Below are 19,420 nucleotides of genomic sequence, written 5' to 3'. Positions count from 1 at the left end.
TAATCCAATTAAACTGTTTGCTTCTCCTATAACACGTTTTAAAGGTTAATTATGACAGCATTACCCGTAATAGTAGGCATGGGTGGTATTAACGCCGCTGGCCGTACTTCTTTTCATCAAGGTTACCGCCGTATCGTGTTAGACGCATTAAACGCACAAGCTCGTAGTGAAACATTTTTAGGCCTCGCCACATTAATGAACTTAGTACGCGTTGTTGATGGTCAATTACAAGACACAAACGGTAATAATGTTGAGCAAAGCGACATAGAAGCACGCTTTGGTGAGCAAATTATTGCTGGCACACTTATTCGTAAAATTGAAAAAGAACATTTTGACGCAGATGCCACGCCTTGGCAGCAAAAAATGACGTTAAAGTCCTCTGATGAAAACGCAATTGTGTTTGAAACGCGCGCACGCGATTTACCAACCCCAGTGCCTGCCAGTTGGAAAGTTCAAGAGCTTGAAGGCAAAAAAGTAAAAGTGACTATAGCGGCAGAGCTAGATGTAAAATTAGATTCTACCCGTGATAACCCAATTAAATCGGCAGGGCAGTTTCCTACCGGGTTTGATCCATCAATAATGTATAACAGCCGTTACCAGCCACGTGGTTTGCAAGCCACTATATTTGCAGCAAACGATGCTATTAAGTCAACTGGTCTTGATTGGCAACGCATAATGAATAGCGTAGAGCCAGATAAAATTGGTACTTATTCAGCCTCGGTTATTGGCCAAATGGACGACAAAGGATTAGGCGGTTTAGTTAAAGCACGCCAGCAGGGCGATCGTGTTAGTACAAAACAATTAGCACTTGGCTTAAACACGATGTCGACTGATTTTATAAACGCCTACGTTACAGGTAATGTAGGTACTACGTTTTCTACCTCGGGTGCATGTGCCACATTTTTATATAACTTACGCGCTGCAGTAAACGATATTCAAGCAGGGCGCACCCGTGTTGCGGTAGTAGCAAGTGTTGAATGCGCTATCACGCCTGAAGTAGTTGAAGGCTTTGGTAATATGAGCGCCCTTGCTAATGTTGAAGGCCTGCGCCGTTTAGATAATTTAAGCAGTGAACAAGAGCCAAATTACCGTAAAAGCAGCCGTCCATTTGGCGAAAACTGTGGCTTTACATTAGGTGAAGGCGCACAAGTGGCCATTTTAATGGACGATGCGTTAGCACTAGAGCTTGGTGCAGATATTATGGGCTCAGTGCCTGATGTATTTGTAAATGCCGATGGTATTAAAAAATCAATCACCTCACCGGGTCCGGGTAACTACATTACAATGGCCAAATCTGCAGCGCTTGCAACAAGCTTATTAGGTAAAGAGGCGTTACAAAAGCGCAGCTTTATTTTAGCGCATGGTTCTAGCACGCCGCAAAATAGAGTCACAGAGTCACTTATTTACCATAAAGTGGCACAAACGTTTGCCATTGATAGCTGGAAAGTGACGGCGCCAAAAGCTTATGTAGGGCATACAATTGCCCCCGCCAGTGGCGATCAGCTCGCTATAGCGCTGGGTGTATTTAGTCATAATATTATGCCGGGTATTACTACCATAGATAAAGTTGCCGACGATGTTTATGCAGATCACTTAGATATACGTAACAGTCATTACGACTGTGGCGACATGGACATAGCCTTTATAAACTCAAAAGGTTTTGGCGGTAATAACGCCACAGCGACTGTACTTAGCGCTAAAGTAACACTACAAATGCTTGCTAAGCGCCATGGCGAAAAAGCGATGAGTGATTACGCTGATAAAAACACATCCGTTGTTGCTGCGCAAAACACCTATAAAGCGCAAGCTGACCTTGGTAAGTACGAATTAGTATATCGTTTTGGTGATGGCGCCATTGACGATAACGACATTGTAATTGGCGAGGACGGCATAGAGCTTCCTGGTTTTGATAAAGCAATTTCGTTTAATACAACCAACTCCTATCAAGATATGTTTTAAGCACACATACTTGAATCCAAAGGCGCTGTTTAAGGCGCCTTTTTTTCATCTTTTTAATCAGCTAAACCTACGGCGTGTTCTGTTTTGCAATTAAAATATACTGCTGTGAATTTTTACCTAGATGTTGACAATGTTTATTGTAAATAATAGCGAATCACGCTGGTTTAGTTTTTTCTACTTACTAACAGATGTGATCATTTATATGAGTTTAAGAGGTGCTTTATAGCTCATAACTGTTAAAGCCACGATTAGATTGATGAATAAATAGTAAGTATTTTCTTGCGGTAAAAACACACTTTAATAAAAATTTAATTATATTTTTAACTCTATGATATCAAGTTTAAAAAAGATAAAACTAATAACTTATGATTAGTATTAAACAATAAAAATAATTGAAAAACACTAGCGATGTTCCATACTATTTTTAATAGATAAGCCATATCAAAACTACTCCTACAATTAAATAATTACTAATTTGGCTATGAACTTTATTTACAACCCTTTGTAAATTTAACGTACGCCTGAACAGTTAATGATTAATTTCTGCTTAGGTAAATATTCAAATTATTAATTAGTTTAGGAATAGCAATGAAATTAACCTTAAAAATTCGTCGGATAAAAGGTAAGTTTTTACTTAGCTTTTATATTTTGTTGGTTCTACCGCACATTAGTATTGCTGAAACCGTTTTATTTGATGATTACCCCCAAAATGGCACCTCTTTGTGGTCTACTTCATCCAGTGAATCAAGCTTAACGCAGATAGATGAACCAGTAGCAGATGGCGATAGTGCAATCGTAATGTCAGCCCATCATTGGACCCAATCGGGTTTGCGCATTGCACAAGTACCGCCATACGAAGATACCATCCTCGAAGCAAAAATATACCGAAAGTCAGGTAGTAAAGGGACCCTTATGTTTCGTAGGGGGGAAAACTCTTTAAAGATAAATCTAGATGATTCTAATAGCGAGTTTTGGACCATTAATGGCGAGCCAGGACATAATGACTACTCAGATGACACTTGGCATACAATTCAAATACACCTTAAACACTTTAACTTAAACGAAGGAGAGAATGTACTCGCAGTAGGTATTCAGGGCCCTTACGGTACAGGTATATTTTATATGGATTCAGTCTACTTTAAAGAGAATAAATCGATTGTAACTACTAACCCTCCGGCGCCAGGGAATTGGGTACTTACTTTTGAAGATGACTTTAACCAAAACACCCTCAACCCTGATAAGTGGAAAGTTGGCAAGCAATACTTAGGTATGAGTGGCATTGCTGCTAATGCAGGAAGTGAAAATATTAGTGTTGAAAACGGTATGCTGATGTTCAAAGCCGAACGAGAACTCTTTAATCAAGGAGATAAAACGCATCATTATAAAGGGGCTGAGATCAGTACTTTTGGCCAGTTTAGACAGCAATATGGATACTTCGAAGCCAAGATTAAGTATGACTCAATACATGGTACGTGGCCTGCTTTTTGGCTGTTAGCTGATAAAGGAATTTATGGGAGTGATACTTATAGGCGCCAAGCTTTATTGAAATTTAGTCTTGATGATATATCAGATACGGTTGACTCAGCACTTCTAAAGCTCAAGGTCTCTAAAGCAACAAATAAAAGCAGTGTTGCGGTACATAAAACACTTTCGAGTGGTTGGTCTCAGAGTACAGTAACGTGGGATACAAAGCCGAAGATTGACCCCATTTGGTTTACTCACCGTTATGGTGCTTCATCTGGTGATATTATTGAGGTTGATGTTACTGATTATATTCAGAAGCAGAAAAATGCGGGAAGTGATGCCAGCTTTGCCTTAGTCGATAACTATATGAGAAAACAGCTTTTAGAAATATTCAGTAATGAAGCAGAAAACTCAGCTGATAGGCCTGTACTTATTGTTAATGACACAAATATAGGAATAACTGATGATGCAACAGTTCGTGGTGGTGAGTATGCTAAAGAAAACTATGGCGAGGAGCCTATTTTATTGGTTAAAGATGTGTGGGGCGATACATCAACCACTTTTGGTAGGGGTATGGAATTCGATATTATGGAGTATTTAGGCGTGTGGGGAGGCGGTGTCAGTTGGGCTGCTCTACATTGGGATGGATACGGTAGTAAACATGCATCAGTAGAGTCAGATAAACTTTACCTTAATGAAACAGAAGATGACTTTCATCTATTTGGTATGCATTGGGCCCCTAATTACGTTGGAATGTATATCGATGGTGAAAAAGTATGGGAACATGAAAGCGAGCGGATTGGCAGCTTACCCTCATATGTGATCTTATCATTACAAGTCGGTGGATGGGACGGTAATACTCGTAATATTGATGATGATTTTGTGGCCACAATGCTTGTTGATTATGTCAAAGTATGGAAAAACCAAGAGTAAAATTAGTATTAAAATTTAGGGTAACCGGCTACATAAAAATGAATACTGATTTAAACTATTTACTTAGCAACGTGTAGCAAAGGCGCTGTTTAAGGCGCCTTTTTTTATGCCTGTGTCTTTTATAAAAGCCATAATAATACCAATCCGTTATACTCAGTCATTTTGCGCGGCTAAACATGTCGCTACCTGCGTTAAAATTCTCAATTATAATAATTAAATAGCCAACTCTTTTCCTAGCTAAAAACACGTTTTCCAGCCTCATAATAGCTCACTTAATGAAGTGGATTGTTATAAAGTTGATTAAAAAATGACGTGTTTTTTATGGATTAACTTGCATTTATGGAGTACCTTTGTTTTTATAATAGAAACATAATCTAGGATGGATATATCGATGAAAAAACTTTTACTAGCACTTTCTCTCGCTTCAACCTTTACTCACTTATCAGTATCAGCAGATGATTTTGTAGCTGCTGAAATTATTAATAAAAATTACGACCAGCTCACTAATACCTCGCCGCGTGCATCGAGGTTAGAAGGGATTAATTTAAGTAGCTACGTGGTTGATGAAAACGGCCTGGTGAGTGATATCGAAATTGTGGCTTCGCTTGGTCAAAAAAAATATCAACGAGAAGTTCTCGATTATGTTTCTAAGCTTAATTATAAAAGTGCACAGATAAATGGCAGTGCCGTGCCTACGGCGAAAACTATTACGGTAAGCTCGCAAAATGTACATGCTAGTTTTTCGAACGATCAGGCATCCCCGGCGTTTTTTGACGATTATGAGAAAGCCAGCCAGCTTATTGATGATAAAAAGTACGATGAAGCTAAAACGTATATTACTGAGCTTGAAAACGAACACACTAAAAACACAGTCGAAATAGTTTTACTGGCTTGGCTTAAAAGCCAACATAGCTACTTTGTGCAAGATTGGAAAAGCTTTGATAAGTCAATTTATGAAGCCTTTTTGTTTAGAGATAACTTACCGGATCAAATAAAAAAACGTGTTATTAAAAATGCCTTACAGTGGTTTATTTCAAAACAAGACTACGTGCGTGCTTACGATGCAATTGATGCATTAGGCGATATTGAATCAATAACGTTTAGCGAGGAAAATAGAGCGCAATTACTTGCACAAGTGAATGACATTTATAAAAACTCTGGCGCTATAAATCAGCAAATAACGCTTGAGTCTGAAAAAGCGGTTTTACCTTTACTTTCTAAAGGTACGGTTGAACTTAGTGCGAGTAAACCGTTATCTAAAGTACAACTTCGCTGTGAAAACAAAGTCGTTGATTATAATACCAATGAGATTGATAAAATATTAATTTCAAAAAATGATATTCGTTGTGGGCTATTAATTAAAAGTGCACAGGCGCAAACGGTTACTTTAAAACAAACTGGTAAAAGCTTTTTATAAAAAGTATTTTATTGGTAATAAACACTTAAATAAAACCCCACGTTATTATGTGGGGTTTTTGTTATATATACTTAGCAATTAGAGTGTGTTTATTATTGCGCTTCCAGTCTAAATAGCGTTTTGCAAGTAAAGTGGTTAAGCCTATAACCACAGCTATAAATAACAAAGTTGCGCCATAACTCATACCGTACCCCGGTGGAAGGCCTACTAATGTGTCGCCGTATGTCATATCGCTAAAACTAAGCCCTAAAACAGGAATAAGCAACCAAGCAACAGCGTGCAATAAATACAAATGTGCAAGGTATGAGAACATACTGGTTTTACCAAGCACTTGTAAAAAGTTACGAGAAAAGTCGGCTTTAACATGGCTTAAAAGTTTAAGCGCAATTAGCCCCAGGCCCACGGTTAGCAACATAAATTGTAATGACAGTGGGTATTTAGTCGGGTTTAAAAACGACATAACAGTATTAATAGTATTGGTATGAATAGTAAATACTGAAGTGTCGCCGTATAAATTAAAACCGCGCAGCACAGTATATAAAGCAAGGCAGCTTGCACCTAATATAGCTGCATAATTCATCACCTGAGCTTTGTACTGGTGTTTTTTATAATATACTCCCGCGCAGTAAGCTAAAGCCATTAAACCTACAATGGGCGCAACTGGGTAAGTTGTTCTCATTTTTATGCCCAAAGGTAGTTCAAGTACATTTTTTTGATGTGCAATAGACCAAAGTGTATGTGCAAGCGTATTTGGCTCAAAGCTTACGCCATCAAATAGATTATGGCCAAACACCAACAATAAAGCACTTATTAGCACTGCATAAATGCCTAATAAACGTAATAAGCCTAATATGACAAATCCCCAGCCTATCGCCCAAATGACCTGTGCGTATAACATTGGAAAAGCGGGGTTAAAGCTCCATGACCACGAAACAATGGTAAATTCAAAAATGATTAGCACCAAACCACGGACAATTAAATTGTAAGAAAATGCCTTAGTTGAAGCGTATTTATGCTCGGTAACAGCTGCTGAAAGGCCTGCTAAAAAAACAAATAAAGGGGCGCAAAAGTGCGAAATAAAGCGGGTGAAAAAAGTAACAGGGCTGGTACCCGGAACCGCCATAGGGTCGGTTACTGAGTAATTAAGACAATAATACATACCATGGTCAATCACCATAAATATAATGATAATGCCACGCAATAAATCAATATGATGCAACCGAGGGGTTGTAGAGTGAGACGACATCATTAAGCTCAAATACGTTGTATAAATTTGGCGATATTATATGTTATATAGTATCGCCATGCGAGCTTGAGCGCTTTTAAGCGCCTTGATTTATTGCATTAATTTAGGTTGCAGTAGTTACTCACAATTTATCTTCTTTTTAGTAATTACATAATGGTACACCTTAGCATTACTTAAACTTTTTAATGTACCTCAGTGTTATAAAATTAATGATAGCTAATAAAATAGCAATTTCGTAACGGCTGTAGGCAACCGCTATACCAATTAAACCCATATTCCATATGCTTGCTGCTGTTGCGGTACCTGATGTAGATTTATTATTTTTTAAAATTGCACCACCGCCAATAAAGCCTATGCCGGTAATAATCCCTTGTAGCATTTTAGATTGCGCTTCTGCACCTTCTAGCACTGACATAGCAATTACCGCATAGCCACATGAGGCAACTGCCACAAGCGGAAAAGTCCTTAACCCTGCGCCATGGTGGCTTCGCTCCCTGTCGTAAGCCATAGGCAGTGCGAGTATGTAGGCAATGCCAAGGTGTACTAAATTATCGATGATTTCGTTCCACTGTAAATCAATTTCCATAATGGTCTCTATTGGTTAAGGGTGTAAACTAATAGCAACCTATAGGCCAGCTTATTTTATTATATAAATTCAATGTGTTAAATCTAAATGTGAGATGCATTCATTAATTAATTGGTAACATTTACATAGTTAATTTACGCTTTTACAGATAAACGCTGCCTATGCGTTTAATTAATTATGCAAAGTGCGTATTATTTTATTATTAAACATAAATAAACAGTATTTCACTTGCCTTTACATACAACCAAGCTTGAAAAAACAGCGTTATTACTTTGCCTTACTCTTTGTGCTATTGCATTTTTGGCGCCTCAATTACTTACTAATCATTTGCAACCGCTTATAAATAACGCTTTAAGTTTTTTAGGTGCGCCGTTTTTTTTGTTAGTAAATTTTTTATTACTTGCAGTTATCGTTATTGCCATAAGCCCGCTTGGGAGGCGAAAAGTAGGCGGTGACAATGCCCGTATTGAATTTGGCTTATTTGGCTGGCTTTCTATGCTTTTTGCCGCAGGGATGGGGTCGGGCTTAATTTTTTGGGGAGTTGCAGAGCCTGCGTTGAATGTAGTCAATTCTCCTTTAAAACATACACTTTACCCTGACAAAGTAAGTAGTGCTTTAGCGCTGACGTTGGTTAACTGGGGGGCGCATGCGTGGGCTCTTTATGCTGTATTTGGGCTTGTGTTAGGTGGCTTAACAAAAAACAGTCATTGCAGTGGTGATATTAGCGCACCGGTAATCAGTGCGTTAAAAGGCGCTATAAATATAAAATACCAAAACAGGCTTACCTTTATTGTTAAATTAGTGGCCGTGCTTGCCATTTTTTTTGGTGTGGTTGGGACAATTGCAAACTCTACGTTATTGCTACGCAAGGGAATTGAAATAAACTTAGGGGTAGAGTCCGCGCTTGTATCTGGTTTTATCATAATCAGCTTAATTGTATTGCTGTATACAATATCGGCTAAGCTTGGGCTTAAAAAAGGTATTCAAACGCTGAGTAAGTTTAATGTTTGGTTAGCTTTTTTACTTTTATTTTGGTTGCTTTTGTTAATGCCCATACAGCCTATAATGGCTATTGCCTTTGAGGGCACAAGGGATTACCTACGGCTTATTTTTACAGGGGCATGGCAATTACAAAGCCAACTTAATAACCCCGAGTGGGCAAATGACTGGACCTACAATTATTATTTTTGGTGGTTAGCGTGGGGACCTTTTGTTGGCGTGTTTTTAGCTAAAATTAGCCAAGGCCGGCCAGTGTGGCAATATATATTGGGCGTAGTTTTGCTACCTACGCTTGTGACTATTGTGTGGTTTAGTGTGTTTTCGGGCTCGGCTATCGCATGGGATAAAACCTACCATGCCGGTATTTTAGATGCCATTAAAGCCGACTACACCCAAGGGCTATTTATATTTTTTCAGCAGTTAGGCTGGCAAGGCGCCGTACTTATTTGGTCAAGCTTGTTATTGTTACTTATTTTTGTGGTTACCTCAGCCGATTCGGCCATATTAGTAATACGTGATTTAACAAATAGCAAAAAGGCAAAAGCATGGAGTATTTATGGTTGGTCACTCGCGCTTGGGCTTTGTGCCTTTATATTACTGGTACAAAATAATGAGCCACTAAACAGAACCATTGCTATTATTGGCGCTTTACCGTTTTTAGTTATTTTTATTTTACAGCTGGTGGGCTTTATAAAAGAGTGTATAAGTGAATTTAAGTATTAGGGCTTAAACCTATTTTATTAATAAAATGATGATGCACTGTATTAAATTGTACGCTTAGGCCGTTCAAAATTAAGTATATAGAACAGGTATACATATTTTTACAATACTATTTTTAAAGATGTTTATAATTTAGGTAATATTTTTGATCAGGATGAGTCATGAGAGCGCTAACTTTATGTTTATGTGTTATTTACCTAAGTGGCTGCACAGTCGCTGGTGTTATAATTGATGGTCAGGCACAGTCAAATGCACGCGCCAATAAATATAGTAATAGCCCAGCTCGCTCTGAGCCTTATAAAAATCCACTCGAACCTCTACCGAAAGACAAAAATGGGTTTAGTTTTACCGATATAGGGTTAAAAATAGATTCATTGCTGATCAATTTAGTAAAAGGTGAGGGCAATACGGTACAAGTGTGTAGGCAAGTGAGTAAAGTATTGAAAGAGTGTGTAGAAGTAGATAAATCTGATCTACACACTAATGAGATTACGCAGTTAAAAACTGACTATGAAATGATAAGTGTTGGTCAATAAAGCTGCTTATAAAAAAGTAACTATGATCGTAGCCTGCTTGCATTTCAATGCTAAGCGGATAACCTTTATTTTTAGCAACAGCCGCTAAATTTTGTGGCTTAAGTTGCTCTTCTAAAAACCCATCGGCATCGCCCTGTGTAACAAGCATAGGGATAAAATCAGCCTGCTGCGCTTGTTTCATCAATTCGCACGAATCGTATTGAGCCCAGAGCTCTTTGTCAGTGCCTAAGTAACCCGTAAATGCTTTCACGCCCCATGGGCAGTCAATTGGATTAACAATAGGGCTAAAGGCCGAAGCGCTAACAAACGCTTTAGGGTTTTTAAGTGCCACCATTAAAGCGCCGTGCCCGCCCATAGAGTGACCACTAATTGCTTTAGTACCGGTTACTGGGAAGTGTTGCTCAATAAGCATAGGTAGTTCATCAACTACATAGTCATACATATTAAAATGTGTATTGAACGGTGCTTGTGTTGCGTTTACGTAAAAGCCTGCGCCTTGGCCAAAGTCGTAGTTGTCGTCATCAGGGACATTATCACCACGTGGGCTTGTATCAGGCGCTACAATTGCAATACCCAGCTCAGCCGCTTTTTTAAATGCGCCGGCTTTTTGCATAAAGTTTTCGTCTGTACAGGTTAAACCCGATAGCCAATAAAGCACTGGCACTTTATTTGTTTCGCTTGCGCCAGGGGGTAAAAATACCGCAAAACGCATTGTGCAATGGGTACTTGTTGCAGTGTGGGTGTACTGTTTGTGCCATCCACCTGCTACTTTTGTACTTGAGATATTTTCTAACATAAAAATCCTTAAAAGCCGCAAACAATTAAGTATTACGGCTTTTTAATACATAGGTTACCAATAGCGTATTAGTAGTGAATTACTGTACGAATACTTTTACCTTCGTGCATTAAATCAAACGCATCGTTAATTTCTTCAAGGCTCATGGTATGCGTAATAAAGTCGTTAAGGGCAAATTCGCCAGCCATGTAACGCTCAACTATTTCAGGTAATTGTGAACGGCCTTTAACGCCACCAAATGCGCTACCACGCCATACACGCCCTGTTACTAGTTGGAATGGACGGGTTGAAATTTCTTGGCCAGCACCGGCTACACCAATAATTACCGACTCACCCCAACCTTTATGACAACACTCAAGTGCTGAGCGCATTACATCAACGTTACCAATACACTCAAACGAGTAATCAACACCGCCATCGGTCATATCAACAATCACTTCTTGAATTGGTTTGTCGAAATCTTTAGGGTTTACTAAATCTGTTGCGCCAAGTTTTGTTGCAAGGTCAAATTTGCTGGTATTAATATCAACACCAATAATGCGACCCGCGCCTGCCATTTTTGCACCAATAATAGCCGATAAACCAATGCCACCTAAGCCAAAAATAGCCACGGTATCGCCAGGTTTTACGTTTGCAGTGTTTGTTACCGCGCCCATACCTGTGGTTACGCCACAGCCTAATAAACAAATTTCTTCAAGCGACGCTTCTTTGTTTACTTTTGCGAGTGAAATTTCTGGAAGTACTGTGTACTCAGAAAAAGTAGACGTACCCATGTAGTGATAAATTGGTTGGCCGTCTTTAAAAAAGCGTGTAGTGCCATCTGGCATTAGGCCTTTACCTTGTGTTTCGCGCACTGCTGAACACAGGTTAGTTTTGCCTGAAGTACACATTTTACATTCACCACATTCAGCGGTGTAAAGTGGAATAACGTGATCGCCTACTTCAACACTGGTTACGCCTTCGCCCACTGCATACACAACGCCTGCACCTTCGTGGCCTAAAATTGCTGGGAAAATACCTTCAGGATCTTCACCTGATAAAGTAAATGCATCAGTGTGACAAACACCAGTAGCGGTAATTTTTACCATTACTTCGCCTTTTTTAGGCATCATCACATCAACTTCTTCAACGCTTAGAGGTTGGTTTGGACCCCACGCAATAGCTGCTTTTGATTTTATAAATTCAGACATGTGTTTATCCTTTGTAGTGGTTTTAAATAACAATTGTAGACCCAATTTGTTTGGGTGATGGCTCTATTGTATTTGTTTCTCAAACAATGATAATCTCTGATTTATTAAAACACTTTTACAGTATGGTAATAATGGCGCGTTGGGATGGCATAGACGAATTTATAGCAGTGGGTGAAGAGGGTAGTTTTACAGCAGCGGCTAATGTACTGGGGTTGTCGGTTGCCCATATAAGTCGCCATGTTACGGCGCTGGAGCAGCGTTTAAATACCCAGTTACTCACCCGTACCACCCGCAAAGTGGTATTAACCAAAGAAGGCGAAGCCTTTTTACATCAAACTAAGCAACTACAACACGCTATGGACGATGCCACGCAAAGCTTAGCAACGCAGCAAACAACGCCTAAAGGTAAAATTAAATTAACAGCACCAGTTATGTATGGTGAAACTTTTATTATGCCCATTGTGCACAATTTCATGCACGCTCATCCTGAGGTCGAAGTTATTGCTACGCTTTCTAACGAGCAAGAAAATTTACTCGAAGGCGGGTTTGATTTAGCCATTCGGTTAGGGCATTTAAAAGATTCAAGCCACAGAGCACGGCGTTTAAGTGCTAGGCGCTTTATAATGTGTGCCTCCCCAGATTATTTATCCCGAGTAGGTGAGCCTCATACCCTAGGCGAGCTAAACCAACATCAATGTTTAATTGGTAACAGCAGTTACTGGCGAGTAAACGAAAACGGCCGCGATAAACATATTAAAATTGCAGGACGCTTGCGCTGTAATAGTGGTTGGGCATTAGTTGATGGTGCAAAAAAAGGCTTAGGAATAGTGCAGCTGCCAAATTATTACATTGAAAATGAGCTACGAACGGGCGAGCTTGTGCCAGTATTAACTTCTTATCAGCCGGATCAAGAAGGCGTGTGGGGAATTTACCCGCCGCGTCAGTTTGTTGCCACTAACGTAAGAGTATTACTTGATTATTTAGTGGCAGGGCTTGAATAAAGCGCGCTTAAAATATAGCCAAGTATAAGATTTATAAATTATTTCTTACATTTATGGTCATATTCAATTCATCTTAGTTCGTGCTACTATAGCCGCACACTTTTAGCATAAATGTTTTAAATAATATGTTTCAACCGGTTAGCTTATTTATAGGGCTCAGATATAGCCGCTCCTCCAAAGGAAATGCGTTTATATCGTTTATCTCGTTTTTTTCTATTGCCGGAATAGCCATAGGGCTAATGGCCTTGTTCACTGTAAGCAGTGTAATGAATGGCTTTGAAAACAGTTTAAAAACAAATATGTTAGGGCTCATTCCTCACGTAGAAGTACAAGCCAATAAACACACCAGCGCACAAATGACAGCGTTAAAAGCCGATTTAGAGCGCTCAGATTATGTAGATCACGTAAGCCTTTACCGCCACGGCGAAGCCATCTTACAAACCAATAAAGATTTACACGGCGTATTACTGCAAGGCTTGTATGGCGATAATGGCTCACTATATAAAATTACTGATAAAGTTGTGCAGGGCAATTGGCAAAACGTTTTAAATAATAGCTACAACATAGCTATTAGCCGTTACTTAAGCCGTAAACTTGGCGTTGGTATGGGAGAAAAACTGCGCGTAATTATGCCTAATGCCTCAACTTACACGCCGCTTGGGCGCGTACCTAGTCAGCGTTTATTTAAAATAGCCGCAATATACGAAACCGGCTCAGAGATAGATATGAGCCTTGCATTTACCAGCGGCGCATCTTTACAGCGGGTATTAAAGCTTAACAAAAATACCGCGCCTAACTTAAGTGTGTCGTTACATGAACCCTTTGAATTAGCGCAATTTACAAAGGACAGCCAGCACATTTTACGCGATTACCAAGTAAGTGACTGGCGCAGTAGCCAAGGTACTTTATTTGCCGCGGTTGCCATGGAAAAACGGATTATGTCTATGTTGTTAGGGCTGATTGTATTAGTGGCTGTATTTAATATTGTTTCGGCACTGACTATGATGGTGAGTGAAAAACAAGGCGAAGTGGCTATATTACAAACCTTAGGTTTAACGCCTTCACAAGTACAAAAAGTGTTTATGGTGCAAGGCTTGTATAACGGGGTTATTGGCACCGCGATAGGAGCACTTTTAGGTGTATTGTTTAGCTTATATATTAATGAACTACTCGCTGCTGTAGGGCTAAACCTACTAGCAGGTGTAGAGCTTCCGGTAAAATTTGATGTGTTAAGCCTCGTTATTATTGCGCTTAGCAGTATTGCAATGAGCTTTTTAGCCACTTTATATCCTGCGCGCAAAGCCGCAAAAGTAAAACCAGCAGAGGTATTGCGTTATGAATGATTTAGTTATTAGCTGTCAAAACTTAAGTAAAGTTTATCAAGATGGCCAAAATCAAGTAGAAGTATTAAAAGGGGTGGACTTATCACTTAACCAAGGTGATATGCTGGCTATAGTGGGCAGCTCAGGCTCAGGGAAAAGTACCTTATTACATATTTTAGGAACCCTTGATACGGCTACATCGGGTAGCGCTAAAATAAAAAATCAAGACGTTGCTAAATTATCGCGAACAGAGCAGGCGGCGTTTAGAAATAAAAACTTGGGCTTTATTTATCAGTTTCACCATTTATTAATGGAATTTAGTGCGGTTGAAAACGTGGCTATGCCGCTACTAATTAAAGGGCTCAACGCAAAAGAGGCGAAAGAGCAAGCCTTGCAAATGCTAGATAAAGTAGGCCTTGCGCATCGTAGCGAGCATAAACCTTCGGCACTGTCTGGTGGAGAGCGCCAGCGTGTTGCTATTGCTCGTGCTTTAGTGACTAAACCCGCATTAGTGTTAGCCGACGAACCTACCGGTAACCTTGATAAGCAAAACGCGATTAAAATTTACGATTTAATTAATGAGCTAAATAAAAGCTTAAATACTAGTTTTGTGGTGGTTACTCACGACTTAGAGCTTGCAGACAAACTAGGTAAAATTGCGTATTTAGATGATGGGAAACTTGCCATTAAAGAGTCGCACCATGTTGCTTAGTTTATTTTTAAGTGAACGCTTTAGAGCGTATTCTGGTCATAAAGACGAAAAAAACGCATTTGTAAGCTTTATTGCCAAAGCCTCTACCGTTGGTATTTTATTAGGGGTGGCGGTGTTAATTGTTGCACTTTCGGTTATTAATGGCTTTGAGCAGCAATTAGTGCATCGTTTATTAAGTGTGGTACCGCAAGTTGAATACGTAGCGCCTAGCCGACCGATTGCTGACTGGCCTAACAAAGTAGAAAAACTTAAAGCAGAGCCTCATGTTACAGGTGCTGCGCCATTTATAGCAGTAAATGGTATGGCGCAATTTAAAAGCCAGCTAAAAGCGGTAGAAATACGCGGCGTTGAACCTAGCTATGAAGGGAATGTATCGGCCATAAATCAATTTACTAAAGGCACACTGGTTAGTCAGCTGCGCACGAATGACGTTATTTTAGGCAAGCAAATTGTAAAGCAATTAGGCGCTAATATAGGCGATAATATTACTTTACTGATTCCTAAAATTAGCAAGCAAGGCAAGTCTCTATTAGCCCCTAAACGCGTAACGTTAACACTTGCGGGCATTATAGAAATGGGTGGGCCAATTGACAGTAGCGCTGCATTTATTCACTTAAATAAAGCACAGTCAGTTTTAGGTTACGACGCCAGCCAAGTGACAGGTTTACGATTGAGCGTAGATGATGTGTTTGCTGCGCATCAAATTGCACTGCGAGTAGGGCAAACTATTAGTGATTATGTGTATGTCTCTAGCTGGTTTAGAACGCAAGGTAGCCTGTATCAAGATATTCAAATGGTACGCACAATTGTGTACATTGTGGTGTTTTTAATTATAGCGGTAGCTAGTTTTAACATTGTATCGTCGCTTGTAATGGAAGTGCGCGAAAAACAAGGCAACATAGCTATTTTAAAAACCATGGGCGCTAAAGACAGTACTATTTTAGCGACCTTTGTCATGCAAGGTTTAACGCAAGCCTTTGTTGGCGTGTTACTTGGCACACTAGTTGGGGTTATATTAGCGCTTAACATTAGTGAGCTGTTTACATGGGTTAGCCAGTTATTTGCAGCTAATCCGCTTGAAGGTGTTTATTTTATTGAGTTTTTACCCAGTAAATTAGTACTCAGTGATATTGGAATAACAGTTATTGTTACCTTTGTTTTAGCTGTACTTGCTACTATTTACCCGGCGTGGCAAGCAACTCGAGTCGACCCTGCCAAGGTATTGGGTAATTAACAACTCTTTATAGTGTAAATATCAATAGGGCAGCGTGCCTTAAGCTGCTAAACTGCGCGCTCATTTAACGTGGGCGCTGTAATTTAGCCTCGCTCTCTACTCAGGAAATTACTTTGACAAATAACGATATTTTACGCCGTGTTCGCTATACCTTTAATTTAACCGATACTGCCATGGTCGGTATTTTTGCCGCCGCAGAGGCTACAGTTACCACTGAGCAAGTCGTTGCATGGTTAACAAAAGAGGGTGAGCAAGGGTTTGTTAAAATGTCAGACACTGAGTTTGCTACCTTTTTAAATGGCTTTATTAATACTAAGCGTGGCAAGCGCGAAGGCCCACAGCCTGTGCCAGAGGCTAAGTTAAATAATAATATTATTTTTATGAAGCTACGTATTGCTTTAAACATGAAAGCAGAAGATGTCATAGCAACACTTGCAAAAGTTGACTTTGAATTAAGTAAACATGAACTCAGTGCGTTTTCTCGCAAAGTAGAAAATAAACATTATCGTGTGTGTAACGACCAGGTTTTGCGTTTGTTTTTAACAGGTGTTCAGCAGCAGTATCGCCCTGCAGAGTAAATAAATTATTTAACGCTAAAAGCTCAGCAATTGCTGAGCTTTTTTGTAGTTAATGTTTGCGGTTAAGAAAAGGCCTTATCAGTAAGGGATTGCTGCATTTGCTCTCGCATTTTAAACTTTTGCAGTTTGCCTGTTACTGTCATTGGGTAACTCTCTACAAAGCGAATATAACGAGGCATTTTAAAATAGGCGAGTTTGTCTTTTAAAAATGCACGTATTGCTTGCTCATCAAGTACTGCATCTTCTTTTGGCTGGATCCACGCACACACTTCTTCGCCGTACTTCTCATCACTAATACCAAATATAGCGGCATCTTGAATACCTGGGTAAGTGTAAAGAACCTCTTCAATTTCGCGTGGGTATATGTTTTCGCCACCTCGAATGATCATGTCTTTAATGCGGCCAACAATACTCACAAACCCTTCGCTGTCCATTACCCCTAAATCACCAGAGTGTAACCAGCCTTCGTCATCTATAGTGGCTTTTGTTTTTTCTTCGTCATTCCAATAGCAGCGCATTATACCGGCGCCCTTACTGCAGACCTCACCAGGTACACCTATTTTTTGAATGTTACCCAGTTCGTCAATAATTTTAACTTCAGTGTGAGCAAGGGCTCGGCCAACGGTTGTTACTTGGCGCTCTATTGATGAGTCGGTTTCGGTTATATTGTTGATTGGGCTGCACTCAGTTTGCCCATACGCAATTAATACTTGATGCATGTTCATTTGTGTTTGGACTTTACGCATGACTTGCTCAGGGCACGTTGAGCCCGCCATTACACCAGTGCGTAAAGTGCTGAGGTTATAATTGGTAAAATTAGGCAGCTCTAGTTGGCTAATAAACATAGTCGGCACACCATGCAGCGCGGTACAGCCCTCTTGCTGCACAACATCAAGTGTGGTTTTTGCATCAAACGCATCGCTTGGGTATATAGCTGCGGCGCCTTTACTTACACATAACAGGCTGCCAAGCACCATCGCAAAACAATGATACAGAGGTACAGGTATACACAGCTTATCTTGCGCTGTAAAATGCATAGCCTCTGCAACAAATAGCGCATTATTTAGTATGTTTTTATGGGTGAGTGTAGCGCCTTTAGGGTTGCCCGTGGTGCCAGAGGTAAACTGTATATTTATGTCTTGATCCGCGTTTAAATTTGCTGCAATCGCATTTAATTCAAGCTTGTGGGCTGGGGTGGCAAAATTCATCACATCATCAAACGTAAACATACCAGGGCTTTTTTCATTGCCAATGCGTATTACATTTTTAAGGCTAGGTAGGGCATGTGCATTTAGCTCACCGGGTTCACATTGGGTAAGCTCTGGCGCTAAGCTGTTAAGCATATCTATATAATTGCTGCCTTTAAAATGTGACGCGGTAATTAACGTGCTGCATTCTACCGAGTTCAAAGCATAAGCTAACTCGTTTGGCCTGTAGGCAGGGTTAATGCAGACCATAATGGCACCTATTTTGGCGCTCGCAAATTGGGTTAAACACCACTCAATGTTATTAGGTGACCATATTCCTACTCTATCTCCTGGTTTAACGCCTATTGCTAGTAGCCCCATAGCGAGTTGATTAACTTCATTTTGAAATGCTTTATACGTTAAGCGTACATTTTGATGGCTAACAACGACAGCGAGCGAATCAGGGTGTTTGTCGACAATAAAATCAAAGTACTCGCCAATTGTTTTATCCGTTAGCGGCGTGCTTTGCGCACCTTTAAAATAGCTTTTTGTGAGCGGTAATGTGTTTATTTGTTCTACTTCTTTTACCGAGCGCGATGGTGTGTGCATATGCTTCTCCGTATTAATGTGTGTCAGTTACTTATATCAATCCGTGCTGATAAGTCAGTATTCATTTGCTTAGCCACGAATAGCTGTGTAGCAAAATAAAAAATAGTTAAGCGAATTGTTATAGGCTGTAGTTAAAATAAACACAAATTGTCGACAAAGAAAGGGTGGTTAGACTAATGTACTAAGCATAAAGAAAAGTTAAATGGAACGTTTTACAGAGGGGCAATAAAAACTAACTTTTATAAAGGCATAAAAAAACGCCACTAAATGGCGTTTTTATAGTTTGTTTTAATCGCTGTGTGACTTATAGCTCGTCACTGCGGTAGGTTTTTTTCATAATGTATACATAGGCATTAACAAAAGCGTTTTCTTGGTACTTTTTAAGGCCTGTGTCTTCAAACGCAATAGGTATAGGGTTGCGTTTAAGCTGCTCTTTAATTTCGGTCGTTGAGAACACGCGAACGTCTAACTCTTCAATTAATTGAATCGCTGTTTCCATTTTAAAGCCCTTTGCACTGCCTGCAAATTTACCTTTAGGTTGGCGCTCACGAATGGCAACAGAATCAATTTGGTAATCTTGCATTAGTTTTGCAAAATCAAATTGAAATTTACGCATTATTTCAGTGTCGTTACCGTTACCTAAGGTAAAGCGTGTTTGGCGCACATCGCGAATATCAAATACGTCGTTATCTTTACTTAAAATACAAAGTAGTACATCACTACCGGTAATTTCTACACCACATGTTCTCATTGCTGTTCTCTAATATAACTTAATTGCTTGGTATTATACCCAACATCTAATAAATTGCGAGAGCAAGGCGGCGCAGGTGCATTTTAATAATCAATAAACTCAAGTTGTCACATGCTTAATTTAAATTAGCGAACGAAAAACAAAAAAATGACAATTTTAGGTAAAATTTCAAGTAATGAG

The 19,420-nt window shown here is 39.6% G+C and carries 16 protein-coding genes; 10 read left to right on the top strand and 6 right to left on the bottom strand.

From position 1 onward, the window contains the following. The first annotated feature begins 51 nt into the window (after positions 1-51). From MTN96_RS05715 to MTN96_RS05705, 3 genes are all read left to right on the top strand, one after another. On the top strand, positions 52-1,959 hold the full coding sequence (locus MTN96_RS05715) for a beta-ketoacyl synthase (RefSeq protein WP_064385486.1): 1,908 nt from the start codon (positions 52-54) through the stop codon (positions 1,957-1,959). Between the two features lie 648 nt (positions 1,960-2,607). Beyond that, positions 2,608-4,356, top strand: coding sequence for a DNRLRE domain-containing protein (locus MTN96_RS05710; protein WP_248530932.1), 1,749 nt, complete (start codon positions 2,608-2,610; stop codon positions 4,354-4,356). A 391-nt stretch (positions 4,357-4,747) separates the two neighbouring features. Beyond that, complete coding sequence (locus MTN96_RS05705; RefSeq protein WP_248530931.1) at positions 4,748-5,773, top strand: energy transducer TonB; 1,026 nt, start codon at positions 4,748-4,750, stop codon at positions 5,771-5,773. Positions 5,774-5,834: 61 nt separating this feature from the next. On the opposite strand, the gene MTN96_RS05700 is transcribed toward MTN96_RS05705, so the two are convergent. Both MTN96_RS05700 and MTN96_RS05695 read right to left on the bottom strand, forming a co-directional pair. Next, a complete protein-coding gene (locus MTN96_RS05700; protein ID WP_248531055.1) occupies positions 5,835-7,019 on the bottom strand; it encodes a DUF1624 domain-containing protein in 1,185 nt (394 codons plus the stop codon). A gap of 169 nt (positions 7,020-7,188) precedes the next feature. Then, positions 7,189-7,605, bottom strand: coding sequence for an MgtC/SapB family protein (locus MTN96_RS05695; protein WP_004587826.1), 417 nt, complete (start codon positions 7,603-7,605; stop codon positions 7,189-7,191). Between the two features lie 228 nt (positions 7,606-7,833). Here MTN96_RS05695 and MTN96_RS05690 point away from each other — a divergent pair, with 228 nt between their 5' ends. Then, positions 7,834-9,327: a BCCT family transporter gene (locus MTN96_RS05690; protein ID WP_248530930.1), complete on the top strand. Its 1,494-nt coding sequence runs from the start codon at positions 7,834-7,836 to the stop codon at positions 9,325-9,327. A gap of 158 nt (positions 9,328-9,485) precedes the next feature. Further along, on the top strand, positions 9,486-9,860 hold the full coding sequence (locus MTN96_RS05685; RefSeq protein WP_054982436.1) for a hypothetical protein: 375 nt from the start codon (positions 9,486-9,488) through the stop codon (positions 9,858-9,860). Here the strand turns inward: MTN96_RS05685 and fghA are convergent. Both fghA and MTN96_RS05675 read right to left on the bottom strand, forming a co-directional pair. Continuing rightward, entirely contained in the window at positions 9,814-10,656 is an 843-nt protein-coding gene (fghA, locus tag MTN96_RS05680) for an S-formylglutathione hydrolase (RefSeq protein WP_248530929.1), read from the bottom strand. The genes MTN96_RS05685 and fghA overlap by 47 nt on opposite strands. Positions 10,657-10,724: 68 nt before the next feature. Further along, entirely contained in the window at positions 10,725-11,846 is a 1,122-nt protein-coding gene (locus MTN96_RS05675; protein WP_248530928.1) for an S-(hydroxymethyl)glutathione dehydrogenase/class III alcohol dehydrogenase, read from the bottom strand. Positions 11,847-11,977: 131 nt separating this feature from the next. Here MTN96_RS05675 and MTN96_RS05670 point away from each other — a divergent pair, with 131 nt between their 5' ends. The 5 genes from MTN96_RS05670 to MTN96_RS05650 all read left to right on the top strand — a co-directional run bounded on the left by MTN96_RS05670 (position 11,978) and on the right by MTN96_RS05650 (position 16,693). Continuing rightward, on the top strand, positions 11,978-12,847 hold the full coding sequence (locus tag MTN96_RS05670; protein WP_029774426.1) for a LysR family transcriptional regulator: 870 nt from the start codon (positions 11,978-11,980) through the stop codon (positions 12,845-12,847). A gap of 125 nt (positions 12,848-12,972) precedes the next feature. Continuing rightward, complete coding sequence (locus MTN96_RS05665; protein ID WP_121637416.1) at positions 12,973-14,190, top strand: lipoprotein-releasing ABC transporter permease subunit; 1,218 nt, start codon at positions 12,973-12,975, stop codon at positions 14,188-14,190. Then, the gene (gene lolD / locus MTN96_RS05660; protein ID WP_029774428.1) at positions 14,183-14,881 is read left to right on the top strand and encodes a lipoprotein-releasing ABC transporter ATP-binding protein LolD; all 699 of its coding nucleotides are present in this window, start codon (positions 14,183-14,185) and stop codon (positions 14,879-14,881) included. The genes MTN96_RS05665 and lolD overlap by 8 nt, the downstream gene beginning before the upstream one ends. After that, positions 14,871-16,115 carry a lipoprotein-releasing ABC transporter permease subunit gene (locus MTN96_RS05655; protein ID WP_248530927.1) on the top strand — a complete coding sequence of 415 codons (1,245 nt, stop codon included), beginning with the start codon at positions 14,871-14,873 and terminating at the stop codon, positions 16,113-16,115. The genes lolD and MTN96_RS05655 overlap by 11 nt, the downstream gene beginning before the upstream one ends. Positions 16,116-16,228: 113 nt before the next feature. After that, positions 16,229-16,693: a DUF1456 family protein gene (locus MTN96_RS05650; RefSeq protein WP_055253445.1), complete on the top strand. Its 465-nt coding sequence runs from the start codon at positions 16,229-16,231 to the stop codon at positions 16,691-16,693. A gap of 62 nt (positions 16,694-16,755) precedes the next feature. Here the strand turns inward: MTN96_RS05650 and MTN96_RS05645 are convergent, their stop codons facing one another. Further along, positions 16,756-18,489, bottom strand: a complete 1,734-nt coding sequence (locus MTN96_RS05645; protein WP_029774429.1) for an AMP-binding protein — start codon at positions 18,487-18,489, stop codon at positions 16,756-16,758. Positions 18,490-18,793: 304 nt separating this feature from the next. Then, on the bottom strand, positions 18,794-19,240 hold the full coding sequence (locus MTN96_RS05640; RefSeq protein WP_004587837.1) for a DUF3010 family protein: 447 nt from the start codon (positions 19,238-19,240) through the stop codon (positions 18,794-18,796). Positions 19,241-19,420 lie beyond the last annotated feature (180 nt).

The organism is Pseudoalteromonas sp. 2CM28B (assembly GCF_023161935.1).
Note: the sequence above shows the minus strand (reverse complement) of the source record. Positions and strands in the feature narration are given on the sequence as shown.

What these genes read in the sequence shown, in the direction of transcription:
- MTN96_RS05670 (WP_029774426.1), top strand. Translation starts at nt 11,978, where the DNA reads ATGGCGCGTTGGGATGGCATAGACGAATTTATAGCAGTGGGTGAAGAG.
- MTN96_RS05695 (WP_004587826.1), bottom strand. Translation starts at nt 7,605, where the DNA reads ATGGAAATTGATTTACAGTGGAACGAAATCATCGATAATTTAGTACAC.
- MTN96_RS05665 (WP_121637416.1), top strand. Translation starts at nt 12,973, where the DNA reads ATGTTTCAACCGGTTAGCTTATTTATAGGGCTCAGATATAGCCGCTCC.
- MTN96_RS05675 (WP_248530928.1), bottom strand. Translation starts at nt 11,846, where the DNA reads ATGTCTGAATTTATAAAATCAAAAGCAGCTATTGCGTGGGGTCCAAAC.
- MTN96_RS05685 (WP_054982436.1), top strand. Translation starts at nt 9,486, where the DNA reads ATGAGAGCGCTAACTTTATGTTTATGTGTTATTTACCTAAGTGGCTGC.
- fghA (WP_248530929.1), bottom strand. Translation starts at nt 10,656, where the DNA reads ATGTTAGAAAATATCTCAAGTACAAAAGTAGCAGGTGGATGGCACAAA.
- lolD (WP_029774428.1), top strand. Translation starts at nt 14,183, where the DNA reads ATGAATGATTTAGTTATTAGCTGTCAAAACTTAAGTAAAGTTTATCAA.
- MTN96_RS05655 (WP_248530927.1), top strand. Translation starts at nt 14,871, where the DNA reads ATGTTGCTTAGTTTATTTTTAAGTGAACGCTTTAGAGCGTATTCTGGT.
- MTN96_RS05700 (WP_248531055.1), bottom strand. Translation starts at nt 7,019, where the DNA reads ATGTCGTCTCACTCTACAACCCCTCGGTTGCATCATATTGATTTATTG.
- MTN96_RS05705 (WP_248530931.1), top strand. Translation starts at nt 4,748, where the DNA reads ATGAAAAAACTTTTACTAGCACTTTCTCTCGCTTCAACCTTTACTCAC.
- MTN96_RS05715 (WP_064385486.1), top strand. Translation starts at nt 52, where the DNA reads ATGACAGCATTACCCGTAATAGTAGGCATGGGTGGTATTAACGCCGCT.
- MTN96_RS05645 (WP_029774429.1), bottom strand. Translation starts at nt 18,489, where the DNA reads ATGCACACACCATCGCGCTCGGTAAAAGAAGTAGAACAAATAAACACA.
- MTN96_RS05640 (WP_004587837.1), bottom strand. Translation starts at nt 19,240, where the DNA reads ATGAGAACATGTGGTGTAGAAATTACCGGTAGTGATGTACTACTTTGT.